Source organism: Hymenobacter sp. YC55, assembly GCF_029433095.1.
GTDB lineage: Bacteria > Bacteroidota > Bacteroidia > Cytophagales > Hymenobacteraceae > Hymenobacter.
In genome coordinates this window covers 41,938-59,504 of the sequence record NZ_JARNTX010000001.1, presented here as the reverse complement: position 1 = coordinate 59,504, position 17,567 = coordinate 41,938, and the positions used below count along the sequence as shown (strand labels likewise).

The following is a 17,567-nucleotide window of genomic DNA, read 5'->3' as shown; positions in this document are numbered from 1 at the left end:
AGCTAGGGCAGCCTAACTAAGCAGCGGATGCAGTGGTTGGGAAAATGCAAACGGGTGACAAGTTTCCAGCAGGAATGCTTCGCTAGAGCCTCTCTTACATTTTAGCCAACAAGCCCTTTAGCCGACCGTGGTTGGGGTATTTGCTCAGCCCTTCGGTGGCATACTTGCGCGCCAAATCAAGCTGACCGGCGGCTTGGTAGGCTTGGGCTAGGTAGCAATAGGCATCGGCCTTGCCCCAATTAGGCGCGTACGGATTGGGGTCGGGCTTTTCGGGAGCGGCAATGGCCTTCTTGAGGTGCGCTACGGCCACTTTCCCGCCGCCGTACTGCTTGGGCGTGTGGAAGTCGTTGACGCCTCGCGCATAGTGGGCGCGCAGGTTATCAGGCGCCAGCGCTACTGCTTTTTCTGCGTTGTCTTTGGCGGTATTCGCCTTGAAAACTACGGTCAGGAAGCTTGCATATTGCAGGTTCAGGCCTTGCAGCAACGAGAGCAGCGCGTAGTGCTCGGCGGTTTTGGTGGGTGCGTCTTCCAGCAGCGCTATGCCTTTTACCAAGTGCTCTTCAGCTTCCGTTTTATTCTGCACGGCCCGGAAATACAAGTGATACTGCGTGTAGGCGCCCCAATAAGTAAGGTAGGCGTTCGGCTTAGTGGTTTGCAGCTCAGCTAGGGCTTTTGCCATCAGCTGCAAGGAGTCGACAGGCGTATGCCAAGTGATTTTCCGTTGAATGCCCGTTAGTACGTTCTGGCCGCGGGTTTGAGCCGCCAATTGGCCTGGTATCAACACCGCAAGCAGCAAGAATAGAAGCAGGTACTTCTTCATGGTGAATCAACTTAGAAACTAGGAAGGGAAAGGCAAGACGGTGCCCGACTGGTACGTAAAACGCGCCAGAGGCATTAAAACGAGGAAATCAGGGAGTGGAGCTAACTACTCGGGCTTAAGGTAGCGCTGCAAGCTGCTCACATAGTTCTCGAAGGCCTTGATGCCCTCCGGCGTGATGGCGCAGCGCGTGAGCGGATACGAACCGTTAAACTCCTTGGTCATAGTAAGATACCCGGCATCTTTCAGCTTGCTGATCTGCGCACTCAGGTTGCCGGCCGTGGCCCCGGTTTTTTCTTTCAAAAAATTAAACTCGGCCTCCCGTACGCTGAGCAGCAACGACATGACGGCTAGTCGCAGCTGCGAGTGCAGTAACGGGTCGAGGTCTTCAAACGGCGCGGCCACGGTTGTATTGATTTTTGAGCATGTGCCCTGGTATTACGTAAGCTACCAGCACGGCGGCCGCCACGAGTAGCAATTGGGTGTCAAACGCGGTTCTGAAAGCCACGGTAGCCAACAGCCAGCAAGCCGCGCCGCCCCACACCAGCGGCCGAAACCGCAAGGCGCCGCCCGTGGCAAAGGTACCCAATCCGTAGAGCGCAATAATGAGCGGGTATGCCTTGCTCCAACCGGAGACAATGCCCACGCCAATCAGCATAATCATCAGCACCCCAAAACCGCCCCACAAGTACACCATAAAATCGCCCAAGGCGGTCCGTACGCGTTGGCGGCGGCTCCGGCGGGCACCGTTCACGAAGGCCGCCACCGTGCCCAAACCCATCAGTATCGGCCAGGCTATCCAGGGCTTGCTGAAGCCGATCTGCAGCAGGCCGTAATGCAGCAGAGCGGCTAAGAGCACCAGCCAACCCCAAAGCAGCAAGTCAAAGGAATTGTCGTTCAAATCCTGTTTGGCCTCCTGAATCATGTTTTGAATCAAACGCAGGCTGTCGGAGGCGGACAACGGGTTTTCGGAGGTTTCCATGGTAGTAGGGACGTTACTTGTTCTAGTAATTCGACTTGGTGGTAGGACGTTCAAACCGGCAGCTACTGAGGCCAGCCGCAGAAGCTACGCGTGGCTGTGCTTGCTAAGCAGGTAGCCCGGCACAAGGTAACTCACCACCATAGCAGCCGCGATAAACAGCAACTGGATGTCGGCAGGCAAAGCGGCCGTCATGGCCCCAAGCACGCCGCATGCCACCCCACCCCATTGCAGCGGCCGGAAGCGCAATACCCGTCCGGCAAAGTAGGTGCTCACACCATAGGCCACTAGCAGCAGCGGATGCACTATCTCCCACCCCACAAAGCAAGCGCCAACCATAGCCACAAGCAGAAGAAGCAGGAAGCTCTTTTGCAGCAAGCGCATCGTGTTGTCGGTGGCTGTGGTGCCCGTTAGTCCCTGCTTCTTTTGCCGCCGTGCCCGAATGCTTTGCACCATGCTCATCATCGGCATCAGCACCATCCAGGGCAGCCAGGGAGCCGCAAACCCAACGTGCTCCAACGCATAGTTGCTTAAGGCCGCCGTCAAGACCACCGCCCCCCGCAAGAGGTAGGTGGAAGCATAGCCCTGTAAGCTAGCCGCCGTTGGGCCACCAGTGAAGACAGTATTACCCAAGTTGCTGGTGGTCGACTGGAGGGGGAGGCTGGCAACGTTTTTCATGGCGGTAGCGGTTATGTGCGTTGGTATAGAACAAACGTAAACCACTTTATGGTATAAACCAAATTATCACGCAAACTTATTTACAAGTTCAAATCACTGCTATTCCTGAAGCTAAATCACACTTCCCTAGAGTATAGCCGCTAGTAGCCACTACTTATCGGCTGCAGCAAGGCGTTGACACCATACCTCACGAAGCGCCTGCAAGCTCAACTCGAGTGCCGCCGCCATGGCCCCGTACTCTGAAATTCATACCCCGGCGCGCGGCTGGAATGTTTTCTTATTGTAGTTGGTTAACTGCCTGGCCTATATGTAGGTGCCTGGTGAAGCGAGAAGAGGTAGTATGGCACGATATAAATTCGATTTATGGTATATAGTGCGACTCTCTAGCTAATGACTAGCTATTTCCAACTGCCTACCATAGCGCTTATTCTGCCCTTTCCGATTTTAGTTATCTTTGAAGGCCCGGTCCGCGCTAAGTGGCCGGGTTGTTCTTTTTCAGCCCTCGTGTGTTGCTCGTCCGGCTCGCGCCGCCAGCCAACTTTGTGCCGCTAACGGGGTCGAATTGGGTGGTATTATCCTGAGGCGGGCGCGAGCTTCTACTTGGAAAGAGCAGTGTTTTCTCTAAAAAGAGTTTTCCATACTTCATTTCATTCTGCATGAATATCAAGCTGCGTCTCACCATCCTGAGCTTTCTGCAGTTCTTTATCTGGGGCTCATGGCTGATAACCATTGGGGCGTATTGGTTTCAGACCAAGCAGTGGTCGGGGGCTCAGTTCGGGGCTATTTTCTCCACCATGGGCATTGCGTCCATCTTCATGCCCTCGCTCATGGGCATCGTGGCCGATAAGTGGGTGAATGCCGAAAAGCTCTACGGCGCCCTGCACATCTTGGGCGGCATTGTTCTCTTCACTGTGCCCCTGGTCACCGATCCTGGCACCATGTTCTGGGTGATGCTGCTGAACATGATTTTCTACATGCCCACGCTGGCCTTGTCCATTGCCGTGTCGTACTCGGTGCTGAAGCGCGAAGGCCTCGACATAGTGAAGGATTACCCGCCCATTCGGGTGTGGGGCACCATTGGCTTCATTGTGGCTATGTGGACGGTTAGTTTGCTGGGCTTCGAGAAAACAGCCAGCCAGTTCTACGTAGCGTCCGGTGCGGCCATTCTGCTGGGTTTGTACTCGTTTACCCTACCCAAGTGCCCGCCTACGGCCAAAGACTTGCCGAGCCGCTCCCTGGTTGATGTGCTGGGCCTGAAGTCGTTTGCCCTGCTGCGCGACACGAAGATGCTCACCTTCTTCCTGTTCGCCATGCTCTTGGGAGCCGCACTACAGCTCACCAATGCCTACGGCGACACCTTTCTGCACGACTTCGATAAGGTGCCTGCCTACCAAGACACCCTGACGGTGAAGTACCCGGCCATTATCATGTCCATCTCACAGATTTCCGAGACGCTGTTCATTTTGGCTATTCCTTTCTTCTTGCGCCGTTTCGGCATCAAGCAGGTGATGTTCTTCAGCATGATTGCCTGGGTTCTGCGCTTCGGGCTGTTTGCTTACGGCGACCCTGGCAGTGGCCTCTGGATGATCATTCTCTCCTGCATCGTGTATGGCATGGCCTTCGACTTCTTCAACATTTCCGGCTCCCTGTTCGTGGAAACGCAGACGGCCCCCTCTATCCGCGCCAGCGCTCAGGGCCTGTTTATGATGATGACCAACGGCTTTGGTGCAGTACTGGGTAGCTCATTGAGCGGCATTATCATTCAAGAATATTTCACGAATGCCGACAATAGTAAGGACTGGCACAACATCTGGATTACGTTTGCTTTGTATGCGCTGGTTATAGCAGTTTTGTTTGTGGTGCTTTTCAAACACAAGCACCAGCCACAAGCCATAGAAAGCGTGCACCACGAGCCCGTTCTTTCAACCGAAGGCTCCTAAGGGGTAGCACCTGTTAAGGTTGAAGCCGGCTGTTTCCCGCCTATGTAGTGCAGTACACAGAGGACATTGAAACCAAGGCGTTTTGAATTGGAAAAGCCCGAACCGTACAGTTCGGGCTTTTTTCTGGTCCTCGGATAACGTACTTTCCCGCCTCAAGCTCCTTTGGTTTACTTGCTTCTTTATGCCCAAAGCCCCCACAGCTGCTCAACCCCTTATTGCTCCGCCTGCCACGCCTGATCTGTTGCCCATGTTTGAAAGGGCGCATTATTTTCAAGCTAGCATGTACTTCTACCAGTGCTACGGCAAGCTCCCGCAGCGTCTGAATTTTCAGCTATCCAGCAAGGAGGACCGGCAAAAGTTATTAGCCCAGCTAGCCGAGCACTACGACCTCGAAGCGGCCACCGTGGCCCAAATGAAAACCTACGAGAAATCAGACGCGCCCGCCGAGCTTGAAATGCAGGCGCTGCTGTTGGCGCCCGAGTTGCTGCTGGTTCTCGATGTCCGGGGCGGCTACGGCGACCGGGGCACTTTCATTTACCATTCAACAGCCGCCGATAAAGCTGCTTTGCAACAGCTCGTGACGCTGCTCGAAGCCCTCTTGGAAGTTGGGGAGCAAGAGCGCCAGCGCATTCATGTGCTGCGCCTAGCGTACAACGATTTAGAGTTTACGCCGCTCACCATCAAGATTCCGGAGCTAGACCTGAGCACGCACTACAACGACGACTTGCTTCCGGTGCACGACATCATCGTGGAGCGTCTGCGCCAACCGCAGGACAAAGGCATCGTGATTCTGCACGGCCCGCCCGGCACTGGCAAAACCAGCTACATCCGCCACTTGTGCGGCCTACTCGACAAGCCCAAGCTGTTTATACCGCCCAACCTCGCCGCGCGCATCGCCGACCCCGAGTTTATCAACCTGCTTCACGACAACACCAACTCTATCCTCATCATCGAGGATGCCGAAGAACTCCTGCTGAAGCGCGAGGGCGGCCGGGGCGGCAGTGCCGTCAGCAATCTGCTCAACCTCTCCGACGGCCTGCTCGCCGACTGCTTCCACATTCAGGTGGTGTGCACTTTCAACACCGAGCTAGCGCGCATTGATAGCGCCTTGCTTCGCAAAGGCCGCTTGATTGCTGCCTATCATTTCCAGCCGCTGGTGCAGGAAAAAGCGCAGGCGTTGGCCACGGCACTTGGCCAGGCAGAGCCTGTAGATGGCCCCTTGGCTCTGACCGATGTCTACAACCGTGATGCTCCTGCTTTCGATGCCGCACCCGTTGTCGGCCGCATCGGGTTTGGCCAAGTCCGATAGCTCCTCAGTATAAAAAAGGTCTATAAAAAGTCCGTTTCCAGTATAAATAAAATCCCGCTCTGCAAGCTGCAAAGCGGGATTTTATATGATAATCGGGTTGAAAGCTCGTTCTAAAGCTTACGCCAAGCTAACTAATGACAAGCGTTTTGCAAGGCACTTAAGAATCGATTTTTAAGTTAGAATTGCTCGTCGGGGCCGAAGAAGAAACTGCCTTCAATCTGCGCGTTTTCGTCGGAGTCGGAACCGTGTACAGCGTTGGCTTCGATGCTCTTGGCGTACTTTTTCCGGATGGTGCCTTCGGCAGCTTGCGCGGGGTTGGTAGCACCAATGAGGGTGCGGAAATCAGTAACGGCGTTGTCTTTCTCGAGAATAGCCGCCACAATCGGGCCCGACGACATGTACTTCACTAGGTCGCCGTAGAAGGGCCGCTCCTTGTGCACTTCATAGAACTGACCTGCGCGCTCGGGGGTCAGTTTCACTTTTTTGAGCGCTACAATACGGAAACCACCTTCTTCGATCATGCTCAGAATACCACCGATGTGGTTGTCCTGCGTCGCGTCGGGCTTAATCATGGTGAACGTGCGGTTCGTGGCCATCTTATCTATGGGTTGGGTTGAAAAGAAATTCCGCTTGGAAAGCGCAAAAAGGTTGAGGGCGCAAAAGTAGACGGTTTGGGCGGGAAGTTGCTAGCCACACCATAAGTTGACCGCAAAACGCTCCTGCTGTCAGTTAGAATTGTTGCTCTACCTGTTTAGGTCACAACACAAGCTGTCTGGCTGTGTGGGTCAGCAGGTTAGTGCTTCCTTTAGTGTCGGCGGCAAAAAATTGCCTTGCAACCCGCTTGTCATTCCGACTCAGGAGGAATCTGAGATATCCCATTCAACAAGTTAAGCCAGGTTCCTCCTGCGCCGGAATGACAACGCCTGGATGACTGATTCTAGGTGAGGCAACTACAGCAGCCTGTCTAGCAGAACTTCGTGCACTTTTTTAGGTGAAAACTGTGTTCCTTTATCAGCGAAATAGCTGTCAAACAAAATTCAAGCAAAGTACTTTCTTGAAATAGCGAGGGTAGTATAGTGGTTCAGTTCAGGCATTTAGCGCCACCATTGCACCAAACCCAAAGCTGTTTTGTTGGAACCCGGAATATTTCCGACTTTTGCCGCCTTGCTCCCGGCATAAATTCCCGAATTTCAGCCACCTATCAGTAGGCAATGTCCACAATCTCTGAGCTGCAGGAGCTGCTATCGCAACCCCGGCAGGTTTTTATCACCACTCACCACAAGCCCGATGCCGACGCCCTCGGCTCGTCGTTAGGGCTGGCGGGCTACCTTCGCAAGAAGGGCCACACCGTAACCGTCGTCACGCCTTCCGACTACCCTGATTTTCTGGCGTGGATGCCCGGCAACAGCGACGTAATCGTGTACGACTCCCGTCGCAACGACGCGCAAGTGCGGGAAATAATTGGAACGGCCGAGGTGCTGTTCTGCCTCGATTTCTCGTGTTTGGGCCGCATCAACGAGATGGGTGAGTACATCCGGCATGCTCCCGGCACCAAGGTGCTCATCGACCACCACCAGGAACCCGAGCAGTTTGCCGACCTCGACTTCTCGAACTCGAAAGCCGCCGCTACGGCCGAACTAGTGTTCGAGGTGATCCGCGACATGGGCGACCAAAGCCTGATCGATGCGGGCATTGGCGAGTGCCTCTACGCCGGTATCATGACCGATACGGGCTCGTTCCGGCACCCAAGCACTTCCCGCAACGTGCACCTCATCATTGCGGAACTGCTCAATGCCGACATCAACCTCTCCGATGTGCACCGCCGCATCTACGACTCGCACTCTGAAATGCGGCTGCGCTTCTTGGGCTTCGTGCTGAAGGACAAGTTGCGGGTGCTGCGCGAGTACAACACGGCCTACATTGCCATTACGCAGGAAGAGTTGAAAGAGTACGACTCGAAAACCGGCGACACCGAAGGCCTCGTAAATTTTGCGCTTAGCATCGAAGGTATTGTTTTCGCGGCCGTGCTCATCGACCGGGGGCAAGCCATCAAGATTTCTTTCCGCTCCGTTGGCGACTTCTCGGTGAGCAGTTTCTCGCGTGACCATTTCAACGGGGGCGGCCACCACAACGCGGCGGGCGGCATTAGTTACGACACGCTCGACAACACCGTGCAACGTTTTGTCGATTTATTGCCTCAGTACCAGAGCCAACTGGTGACGGCCCCCCTGGCAGTTGCGCCGCCTACGGCGTAACTTGCCTGAAATTTCCTTTTCACCACCTTTCCCGCTTCATGCATTTGCATCGCAACATTCTAAGCTTGGCCGTAGCGGCCGGCGTCCTGAGCCTAGCCTCCTGCAACAAAGGCGGCGACTTCGCAAAAACTAAGTCTGGCATCGAGTACAAAGTCTTCAAGAGCGAAGGCAAATCCTACTCTCCACGTGAGGTGAGTGCCGAAGGCGACGCTACGTACAAGAGCCGGGTCGGCAAGATTCTGGCGCTGGACGTGGAATATCGCACCGCTAAAGATTCTATCCTCTTCAACTCTCGCAAGCAGCAAATGGGCATTCCGATGCGCATCGAGCTGCAGGAAGTGAAGGTTAAAGGCGGCCTCGAAGAAGCTATTGCCCTGCTGCAACCCGGCGACTCGGCCGTGTTCCGCTTCAATGTGGATACCATCTTCGCCAAGTCGTTTAAGCAGCCGGTACCGCCGTTCATGAAGAAATCGGGCAACACCATGACCATGCTGGTGAAGGCCCAGAAAGTACAGAGCCGCGACGAGGCGATGGCCGACCAGCAACAGGCCATGGTGAAGCAGCAGCAAATGATGATGGCCCATGCTGCCGAGCAGAGCAAGAAAGACGATGCTATTCTGCAGGACTATGTGAAGAAAAACAACCTGAACGTGCAGAAAGACACGTCGGGGGTATACTACATGGTTACCTCGCCTGGCACCGGCCCGAAGCCTAAAGCCGGCCAGACGGTATCAGTGAAATATAAGGGCATGCTGCTCGACGGTAAGGTTTTTGACTCGTCTGACAAAGCCCCCCAGAACGGTAAGCCAATTGACTTTGCTATTGGCGTAGGCCAAGTTATTCCGGGTTGGGACCGGGCTATTCCGTTGCTCAGCAAGGGTAGCAAAGCCACCATATTGATTCCTTCACCGCTAGCTTACGGACAGCGCGGTGCCGGTACCGACATCCCCGCCGATGCACCCTTACGCTTCGATGTGGAGTTGGTGGATGTAAAGTAAAGCCAAAGCCGCACCGGATAGCCGGTGCGGCATTTTACCTTTTTGCCGCTTATTCTTATGAAAAACCGTTTCAAACGCTCCCTACTCTTCCGCGTGGCCGCGCTGCTGCTAGTATTATCTGCTCCCCTGTTTTCAGGCTGTAGCGATGATAACAACTCACAGGAGGATGCCGAAAAACGCCAAGCAGAGTACAAGGTCATAGATGACGGGCTGATTCGTGCATATCTGACTCGCCACGGCATCACAGAAGGTACGGGCATCGATCAATTTCAGCGTTTGAATGGTGCTACCAACGATGGAATCTACCTAGTAAAACTGTCGGAGGGCTCGGGCACGACCAACATCATAAGTGGCAACCGGGTAGAGGTTAAATACGTGGGCCGCTATTTGCGCGAAACCAACGAAAATACGGTGTTTGACAACTCGACAGAAAAAGGTATTCCTTGTGGCTGTTTTCCTGTAACGGTCGGTGCTGGAAGTGTTATTAAAGGCTGGGACGAGGGATTATTGCAGATGAAAAAAGGCGACCGTAAGCTGCTGCTGATACCTTCATACTTAGCCTACGGCCCTGCTGGAAAATACAATCAAACAACCAGAACGTACGACATCCCTGTTGACGAGCCGTTGCTCTTCAACATGGAGGTACTGGATGTACGGTAGAACTGCAACTAACTATAATGGTGTTATCGGCGGTGGAACAGGCCCAAATGGGTTTGGCCACCGCCGATTCGCTTTTCGGGATGTTGTTTAACGGTCTAATTGCTAATCAGACTTCTCTTTTAAAAAGCTATGCTTGAATTACATCGTTCTTTTTTGCTTGTACTAGTTCTGGTTGCTGCGCTCGGGTTTAGTGGGCAACCAGTGCAGGCACAAGCACGGGTACAGGCGCAGGTGCAGAGCTTTGGCCGCACCACGTCTGGCATCGAATACAAAATCTACCACAGAACCAACGGCCGCTACCAACTGCGTACCGACGTAAATCCGGCCGGTGACCCAACGTATTCAACGCGCGTCGGCAAAATCTTGGCTGCTCATCTTCAGTACCGGACCGCCAAAGATTCGCTGCTCTTCAGCACGCGGAAGGAGCTAATGGGTATGCCCGCCCAACTACCCTTAAGCGAGGTGAAAGTACGTGGGGGCATCGAAGACGCCGTTGCGCTGCTGCAACCCGGCGACTCGGCCGTGTTTCGGTTCAATGTCGATAGTGTGTTTGCCAAGTCGTTCCGCCAGCCAGCACCACCTTTCATGAAGAAGGCGGGCAATACCATGACCGTGCTGGCGAAAGCACAGAAGCTAATGACGCAAGAAGAAGCATCGGCCGACCAACAGAAGATGATGGAGTTAGCCAAAAAGAAAGCTGAAGCGGATGCAGCCCGCCTCTTGCAAAAAGACGACCTTCAGATTCAAGCGTACTTAAAGAAAAACAACCTGACAGGGCTAAAAACGACGGGCGGCACTTACTACGTCGTGACAAAAGCGGGCACCGGCCCTAAGCCGCAGACGGGCCAAACCGTATCGGTGCTGTATAAAGGCACCCTGTTGGACGGTAAGGTATTCGACTCCTCGGAGAAGCAGGGTGGTAAGCCTATTTCTTTTGCCTTAGGTGTAGGCCAAGTAATTCCTGGCTGGGACCAAGGCCTGGCAGCTCTTACTCAGGGCACAAAAGCCATCCTGCTGATTCCCTCTCCCCTAGCCTATGGCTCCCGCGGTGCCGGCCCCGACATCCCAGCCAACGCCATTCTCCGCTTTGACGTGGAACTGGTAGAAGTGAAGTAGACAGAAAGGAACAACGAAGAGGCCCTTCTACTAGTGCGATTTGCGTTAGTAGAAGGGCCTCTTCGTTGTTGATCTTGCTATGTTTTATTCTGCTAGCACTTCCGATAGAATTGCCAGTGAGCGAACTTCGCCCAGGCGCTCAACGTGGAGCTGGTAGTAGCGAATAATGACGGCTAACAGTTCGCGCCGAACCCGCCCGTTGGGAATGGTGGAATGGGCGGGATCTTGCAGCAGTTCATCTAAGTACTGTTCGAACTCTTGTAGCCGCAACACCATAGGGCCTCCGCCCTGCGACGTTGGCACCGTGGCGGCAAAGGCTACTTGCGTGATAATTTCTTCTCCTTTCTCGACGCCGAAACCCAGATAAGTGGCTAGGTTAAGCAAAAAGTAAAGCGCGAAATTTTCGTTGCCGCTGGATTGCTGATCGAAGGCCAGTAAACTGTCGTGGAGGAAATTGAATAACGGCTCATTTTCCTCTTCCTCTAGCACCGTATGGTTCAAGATTTCGGACAGTACCAGCGCCACGCTGCTTTTCTGCACGTCGTAGGGGATGCTACGGTACGACTCCGAGCACCGAAACTCGGATAGTCGTGTAAGGCCCCCGGTTCGGGAAGTATACGCTACCAATTCCAGCAGGGTAAGCGGCTGAAACAGCGCAATGCGCCCTGGTGGCTTGGCTTTGCGCACCCCGTTCACAACGTAGCTTTGCAGGCCCAAGCGCTCGGTGTACACCCGCGCAATGATACTGGTCTCGCGGTACTTGATGTAGCTCAGTACTATACCGCGGGTTTTGATTAACATGAGTAAAAACTGTTGCTGAATAACTAGTAGAACAGATTCGTCAACGCTTTTGTGCAATAACTACAAGCTGACTACTCTACTTTTCCACTACGGCAATTTTGCTGATGCAGCCGTTTTTGCCGTCGGCATCCGATGAAAGCACCAGATACACCCCCGACTGTACCTTGCGGCCATTATAGTCGGCTAAGTTCCAGATTACACCCCCACCCGTGGCCGTAGTTTGGTACACGAGTTTGCCCGTTACGTCGGTGATTTTGACGATACCGTTGTTGGCCAAGCCCGTTACGCCTACCTGCCCCGTGAAGTTGGTACGGACGGGGTTGGGTGATACTTTGGCGCAATCTTTCGGCACCCCTTCCGTCACGGTAGCCGAGCCACGATACGACACCACACCGGCATCGGTAGCCACAAATACTTCCCCGGTACGGTCGTTTACGGCTATATCCACGATGCTATTGGATGGCAGCGGGCTGTTGTCGGTGGTGAAATGCAGCAGGCCTTCGTCGCCGTTTTCGCTGAACAGCCACAGCCCCCGCTCGGTGCCAAACCATTTGCGGTTCGCGCCATCTACGGCCAGCGCCTTGACCACATCATTTTCGAGAGCATTAAAGCCAGTTCCTTCTCCGCGCCGCACAATGGGAGCTGAGAAAGCTGTGATACCCCCGGCTACAAATGCCGAGCTAGGATCATCTAAATAGGCAACTCCTTTGCCGGTAGCGACCCATATTGCGCCTTTGCGGTCCTTCGCTATAGCCCACACGTCGTCATCGGGCAATCCACCATTGCTTTTAGTGAAGTATACTGGTGCACCTTTTGAATTGTCATCATATGCATAAAGCCCTGCACCAGTACTTCGGAACTGTGAAACCCAAACGCCCCCAAAATCATCAAGTACAAGCCGATTAAGATTATTGAGCTCAGAAAATGGGATGGTACGCCACGTGTCAGTGCTCGGGGTAAGCACATGCAAACTTGGGCCTGGCCGCAAAGTATGACGTGTGGCCACCCATATGTCACCGTTGGCGGCGGTGGCGACGTCTGTTACACGAGTGAATAAAGGGTTATCTGCGTACTCGCTGACTAGTGGCACCCCTGGAGTGCCCTGCCTATATTGCTTGAAATCACCGGGTCCATTCCAGCGTAGGAGTCCCCCACCGTAGCTAGCAATATACAAGGTCCCGTCGGCGGCTTTAGTACCACGAACTAAGTCCTTGATGTCGGGGAACTGAGTGGCACTAGGTAAATTTTCTCTGGTGTAATTCGTCCATTTTCCATCCTTATACTCGTAGAACCCCTTCGTAAACTCTCGTTGTGAAGAATTTTCGGTGAAGCCTCCAGTAAAAATATTCACCGTGTTGGTGCGGGCGTCGGCTAGCAAGCCAAACGAGGTAGCTTCCTGCGGCGCGTTGTTGACGAAAGCCTCGAAGTTCTGCCGGTCGGTAGTTCTGACCAAGCCCCGTTGATAGTCAGCAATGTAGAAAGCACCATCCCGCGAGCGAAGGGCCGCTTGGGGAAAGGTGACCGACCCGGCACCTGCCAGAACACTCACCGTATTCGCTGAACTAAGGATGGATACTTTCTGATCAGCTGTGATCAGCAAACCAGCCCTGGAAGGAGTAAGATTCTGATACTGTCCGGCATAGTAGCTATAAACCGGCTCCCACCCTCTACCCACTACATACCGCAGAGGGTTACTAAAACTACGGCCTGCGTATGCTTGGCCATTGAAGGTAGCCAACGCCCGAATCGTATTATCCGGAGCCGGCAGATCTAGGCTCCAACTGCGAAAGTTGGCCTGATCGGCGGTGAGGCTGGCCCGTAAAATTCCTTTATCGGTAGCTACAAACAGAAAGCCGTTTGCTACGGTGGTGGCGTAAGCCTTTATAGCAGCCCCAAGCGGACCAATGTTGGTGAACGTGTCGCGCACTTCCAGCTTGGTCATGTCCACTACAACCAAACCAAAATCGCAGGATAAATAGGCATAACGGCCATTAAACGAAATATGGTTAATGGTTTTGGTGCCCGCTATCTGTTTGCGCTTAATGTCGTTGATGTTGCGAATGCGGGTACCGTCGGCACTCAGCAGGTCGAGGCCAGCATCCCGATAAGCTACCAGCACTTGCTGGCTCACTGAATCGTAGGCTACAGTAGTGACCCCTACACCGTTGAGCCCATCGCGGCGCGAGAGTAGGGTCGTGGTATTGGTTTCCTTATCGAAGTAGAATAAGACGTCATCGGTAGCCACATAAATACGCTGGCCAGCATCGGCCATTGCCCGTGCGCGGTTGTTGGGCAGGTGCAGCTGCCAATCGCCGAAGCCAGCTGTGCTCTGGGCCTGCAATGTAGCCGGGGCAACCAAAAGCAAACCAACCAATAAAAGCGTGATATGGCGCAACGTGCGTAGCAGAGGAATCATAAACGAAAGATAAAGACCTACTTGGTTATAGAACCGTCACGAAACGATAGTTCAACGCCTGAGCTTGGTGTTTAGTGTTTGCGCTGCGCCGCAGCTTCAATCCCCGATTTTTCCTGCATGCCGGCTAAAAAGCAGGGCCGACAACGAGCTTCGTACGCATCGGTTTCGCCGAGCAATATTTTGTCTTCGGAAGCCGCTACCCGAAACGAGTAAGAAGCTATTTCACCGCAGCACACGCAGATAGCGTGCACTTTGGTTACGAATTCAGCGACGGCCATCAGGGCGGGTATGGGGCCGAAGGGGCGGCCCTGGAAATCCATATCGAGGCCCGCCACGATGACGCGGGTGCCGCGGTTGGCCAGTTGCACGCATACTTCCACCAAACTCTCGTCGAAGAATTGGGCTTCATCAATGCCGACGACGTCGGAGCCGCTAGCCAATAGCAACATTTCCTGCGCCAGCGGTACCGGCGTCGAGCGGATGCTGTTGGCATTGTGCGACACTACGTCTTCGACGTGGTAGCGGGTATCGAGGGTGGGCTTGAAGATTTCCACCCGCTGCCGGGCTATTTTGGCGCGGTTGAGCCGACGAATTAGTTCTTCGGTTTTACCCGAGAACATCGAGCCGCACACCACTTCAATCCAGCCCCGGCGGGGTACGTCGCGGCCATGGCCGCCGCGGGGTTCAATAAACAACTTCGTTGGGCGTAACTAAGTGAAGGAGTAACTGAGTAAGGCGTTTAGTGGCTTTCGAGCCGCTACGCCTTCAGCTTGACAGCCCAAATTACAACTTTACTACCGGAAGACACTACCACTTTTCGGCGGTTTTCCGCCTCCGGAAAGCTAGTAGTCAGGTAGTCAGCCACTCCGTTACTCCACTAGATACTGCATGTGCGGCAGCTTGGTGGCTTCTGGGACGCGCCCGGTTACGGCACCCTCGGGAAGGCGGGTTTGGCAAGTTAGGCGCTCGTTTTCCTGCAAGCGGTTGGCGGACCGGTAGCGCAATTCTGCTGCGGTAGGAGGCGTTAGGGCCTCGGCACCGCTTACCAAAATGATGCGGCAAGTAGTGCAGCGCCCCTTCGCCCCGCAGGCGTGCATCCAGTCGTAGCCAGCGGCTTGTAGGGCCGCCAGCAGCGTACTGTTGGGGGGTACAGGCACGGTGGCAGGCAGGTTTTGCACGGTGAGCGTAGGCATTTTCCTTAACTTTCAGACCTGAATCTGGCTTTCCAATGAACGACAAATATAGTACGACCTCACGCGAAGAATACGGCCGCAAGCTGGCTGCCCACCTCTGCGACCAACATTTTGGCGCCCGCCCCACTGCCACTCTCGACGGACCAGCAGTGCTCCGTTTCACGCCTATCCGGCAAGTAAACCTGTTTGTGGTGCAGCAACTGCTCACGCAGTGGAAGCTAGAAGTAGCGCGTTTACGCAGCCCTTATTTCGATTTCGAGGCGGACGAGGTGCGCACGGCGCTTACCCAGTTCATGAACGTCCTCTCGCGCCGCATCAAGCTTAGCCGCCCTACTTTCGAACCGCTGCTCTCGCAGGCCGTTGCCGACACGCTGGCGGCCGCTCAAGACCCAGCTGAGACGCTCGACCATAAGCTACTCGACCGTCAGCCGACTACGACCACTGCCCAGTTGCGCGACGCCCTCCGCTACCTCGACTTCAACAAGCCGCTTTATCAAGACTTCATAGATGGCCTGCCCACAGAGGGCGCGCTAGAACGGCAAGACCTGCTGAAGCGGTTCCGCCTGTATCAGGAAGCCAACAAGCAACTTCAACAGCCAGTGGCTGCGCTGGTAGCAGAGTTTAATGCCTTGCTGCCGTTGCGCGAAGATGAGCTGCAAGGTGCTGCCGCGCCGGCTGCTACCACAGTTGCTGCTCCAGAACCGGTGGTAGCACCTCGGGCTGAAACTCCAGCACCCGAGCCTGTTCGTACGGCGGTGGCACCTGTGCCGGAGCCTGAAAAGCCAATACTGAAGCCTGCCGTACTGGCCGAAGTCAAACCTGCTGCGGCCGCCGTGGAAGGGGCACCGGTGCAGGGTGAAGCCCAGCCGACGGCAGTGCCGCTCTATGAAAAGTTGAAGGCTAATCAGCCGGCTGGGCAAACGCTGAGCGAAACGCTCCGCCCTGAGCGCCCCGCCGCTACCCTAGCAGAGCAGGCGCCAAAAGTGGAAACCTTGCGCGAAGCAATTTCCATCAACCAGCGCTTCAGCTTTATCAACGAGCTGTTTGGGGGCGAAAACATGGAGTACCATGCTGCTATTCAGCACCTCGACACCTTACCTGATGCCGACACAGCGAAGCGCTACGTGAGCCAACAGCTAGCCAGTAAGTACGACTGGACCCGCAAAGACGAGCACGTAAACAAGCTCCTCAAGCTAATAGACCGAAAGTTTGCTTAAACCAAAGCACAACACGTAAGCCAACGAAGAACGTCATGCGGCAACAAGCTCAGCATGACGTTCTTTGTTTGTGGGTATGTTCCTAGTGCATCTCTCATTAGGTGTGAAACACTGATTTCATTTTAAAGCTCATCCTAGTGTTAAAGACGATAAGGAAGGCGCGGTGGCGGGAACTGGTGCTGGTGTATCTGCTGGCGCTAGGGGTACTGGCAGGGCCAGCTTACACGATGTACGTGCACTATGATTTCTCGCATTCCTTGGATACCCGCAGCTACCTGCGGATAGCTAGGGGCGAGTTTGCCGACGTAAACGTGACGCGACGCTACCGGGTGCTGGTGCCTGCTGCCGCGGCCGCTATAGCCTGGCCCCTCGAGCAAGTGTATGCCCGCATTTGGCCCCAGCGCGCTGCTACCGAGTGGCCGCTACGGCTCGCCTTTTACTTACTCAACACGCTGCTCATGGCAGGCACAGGCCTAGTTTTGTACGAAACTTGTCGGCTGTACGGCGCCTCAGTAGCAGCGGCAGCGCTGGCAGTGGTAGCCGTGCTGTGCAGTCGGTGGGCCGTGTACACGAGCGGACTGCCGCTGGTTGACAGTCTGTATATCCTGGTGTTTGCGCTGGCGTTTTATGCAGCCCGCAGTAGCTCGGGGGCGGTATTGGTGTGGGTGCTATTGCTGGGGTTGCTGGCCAAGGAGTCGTTTGTGTTTCTGGTGCCGTGGTTGCTGGTATTTGGCCGCCGAGCGCTGCGGTGGCCTGTACAGCTAGCGTGGCTGCTTTTAGGCGCTGCAGTGGCCTTTGGAGTTCGGTACTGGATTGATACCCGCATTGGTGCTCCGCCCGCAGCCAGTGTGCACAACGCGCTTGATCATATTGAAAACTTAGGTTACTCGCTTCGCCGGTTGTTTTCGGTGAAAGGAATTGGCGAAATATTCAGTGTGTTCGGTTTCTTTTGGCTGGCGCTCCTACTCGGCTGGCGGCGCGGACAGGTTCCTGGCTGGGTTACGCAATTCGGTTGGTCAGGCGCAGCTTTTGTGGCGGTGGTGGTAGTGCACATGCTTCTTTCCAGCGACTTGGGCCGCATGGGTTTCTTAGCTGCACCCGTGTTTGCGGTGGCTTTTGCACTGGTGCTCACGCAGCAGTTAGATATCAAGCAACTAGATGCTCCTGCCTCGAAAAAGTAGCGGCCTA

17 protein-coding genes are annotated in these 17,567 nt (G+C 54.7%); 8 read left to right on the top strand and 9 right to left on the bottom strand.

The features are described from left to right. Positions 1-94 precede the first annotated feature (94 nt). The 4 genes from P1X16_RS00255 to P1X16_RS00240 all read right to left on the bottom strand — a co-directional run bounded on the left by P1X16_RS00255 (position 95) and on the right by P1X16_RS00240 (position 2,474). Entirely contained in the window at positions 95-820 is a 726-nt protein-coding gene (locus P1X16_RS00255; protein WP_277225232.1) for a hypothetical protein, read from the bottom strand. A gap of 105 nt (positions 821-925) precedes the next feature. Continuing rightward, a complete protein-coding gene (locus P1X16_RS00250) occupies positions 926-1,222 on the bottom strand; it encodes a transcriptional regulator (RefSeq protein WP_277225230.1) in 297 nt (98 codons plus the stop codon). After that, positions 1,206-1,799: a hypothetical protein gene (locus P1X16_RS00245; RefSeq protein WP_277225229.1), complete on the bottom strand. Its 594-nt coding sequence runs from the start codon at positions 1,797-1,799 to the stop codon at positions 1,206-1,208. The genes P1X16_RS00250 and P1X16_RS00245 overlap by 17 nt, the downstream gene beginning before the upstream one ends. A gap of 84 nt (positions 1,800-1,883) precedes the next feature. Then, the gene (locus P1X16_RS00240) at positions 1,884-2,474 is read right to left on the bottom strand and encodes a hypothetical protein (protein ID WP_277225227.1); all 591 of its coding nucleotides are present in this window, start codon (positions 2,472-2,474) and stop codon (positions 1,884-1,886) included. 656 nt (positions 2,475-3,130) lie between these two features. Between P1X16_RS00240 and P1X16_RS00235 the strand changes: the two genes are divergently transcribed. After that, positions 3,131-4,414, top strand: a complete 1,284-nt coding sequence (locus tag P1X16_RS00235) for a nucleoside permease (RefSeq protein WP_277225225.1) — start codon at positions 3,131-3,133, stop codon at positions 4,412-4,414. A gap of 181 nt (positions 4,415-4,595) precedes the next feature. Continuing rightward, positions 4,596-5,723 carry an AAA family ATPase gene (locus P1X16_RS00230; protein ID WP_277225222.1) on the top strand — a complete coding sequence of 376 codons (1,128 nt, stop codon included), beginning with the start codon at positions 4,596-4,598 and terminating at the stop codon, positions 5,721-5,723. Between the two features lie 176 nt (positions 5,724-5,899). Here the strand turns inward: P1X16_RS00230 and P1X16_RS00225 are convergent, their stop codons facing one another. Beyond that, positions 5,900-6,319, bottom strand: coding sequence for a nucleoside-diphosphate kinase (locus P1X16_RS00225; RefSeq protein ID WP_277225220.1), 420 nt, complete (start codon positions 6,317-6,319; stop codon positions 5,900-5,902). A 615-nt stretch (positions 6,320-6,934) separates the two neighbouring features. Here P1X16_RS00225 and P1X16_RS00220 point away from each other — a divergent pair. The 4 genes from P1X16_RS00220 to P1X16_RS00205 all read left to right on the top strand — a co-directional run bounded on the left by P1X16_RS00220 (position 6,935) and on the right by P1X16_RS00205 (position 10,752). Continuing rightward, positions 6,935-7,978, top strand: a complete 1,044-nt coding sequence (locus P1X16_RS00220) for a DHH family phosphoesterase (RefSeq protein ID WP_277225219.1) — start codon at positions 6,935-6,937, stop codon at positions 7,976-7,978. Between the two features lie 38 nt (positions 7,979-8,016). Next, positions 8,017-8,976: an FKBP-type peptidyl-prolyl cis-trans isomerase gene (locus P1X16_RS00215; RefSeq protein WP_277225217.1), complete on the top strand. Its 960-nt coding sequence runs from the start codon at positions 8,017-8,019 to the stop codon at positions 8,974-8,976. Between the two features lie 57 nt (positions 8,977-9,033). Beyond that, positions 9,034-9,636 carry an FKBP-type peptidyl-prolyl cis-trans isomerase gene (locus tag P1X16_RS00210; RefSeq protein ID WP_277225214.1) on the top strand — a complete coding sequence of 201 codons (603 nt, stop codon included), beginning with the start codon at positions 9,034-9,036 and terminating at the stop codon, positions 9,634-9,636. Positions 9,637-9,765: 129 nt separating this feature from the next. After that, complete coding sequence (locus P1X16_RS00205; protein WP_277225211.1) at positions 9,766-10,752, top strand: FKBP-type peptidyl-prolyl cis-trans isomerase; 987 nt, start codon at positions 9,766-9,768, stop codon at positions 10,750-10,752. Between the two features lie 84 nt (positions 10,753-10,836). Here the strand turns inward: P1X16_RS00205 and recO are convergent, their stop codons facing one another. The 4 genes from recO to P1X16_RS00185 all read right to left on the bottom strand — a co-directional run bounded on the left by recO (position 10,837) and on the right by P1X16_RS00185 (position 15,162). Beyond that, positions 10,837-11,553 (bottom strand): DNA repair protein RecO, encoded by a 717-nt coding sequence (gene recO, locus P1X16_RS00200; protein WP_277225210.1) that lies wholly within the window; start codon positions 11,551-11,553, stop codon positions 10,837-10,839. Positions 11,554-11,629: 76 nt separating this feature from the next. Beyond that, positions 11,630-13,969: a two-component regulator propeller domain-containing protein gene (locus P1X16_RS00195; protein ID WP_277225209.1), complete on the bottom strand. Its 2,340-nt coding sequence runs from the start codon at positions 13,967-13,969 to the stop codon at positions 11,630-11,632. Between the two features lie 71 nt (positions 13,970-14,040). Further along, positions 14,041-14,664, bottom strand: coding sequence for a thymidine kinase (locus P1X16_RS00190; protein ID WP_277225207.1), 624 nt, complete (start codon positions 14,662-14,664; stop codon positions 14,041-14,043). 174 nt (positions 14,665-14,838) lie between these two features. Next, positions 14,839-15,162: a 2Fe-2S iron-sulfur cluster-binding protein gene (locus P1X16_RS00185; RefSeq protein ID WP_277225205.1), complete on the bottom strand. Its 324-nt coding sequence runs from the start codon at positions 15,160-15,162 to the stop codon at positions 14,839-14,841. 35 nt (positions 15,163-15,197) lie between these two features. On the opposite strand from P1X16_RS00185, the gene P1X16_RS00180 reads away from it, so the two are divergent. Then, entirely contained in the window at positions 15,198-16,379 is a 1,182-nt protein-coding gene (locus P1X16_RS00180; protein WP_277225200.1) for a hypothetical protein, read from the top strand. A gap of 137 nt (positions 16,380-16,516) precedes the next feature. Then, positions 16,517-17,560: a hypothetical protein gene (locus P1X16_RS00175; RefSeq protein WP_277225198.1), complete on the top strand. Its 1,044-nt coding sequence runs from the start codon at positions 16,517-16,519 to the stop codon at positions 17,558-17,560. Positions 17,561-17,567 lie beyond the last annotated feature (7 nt).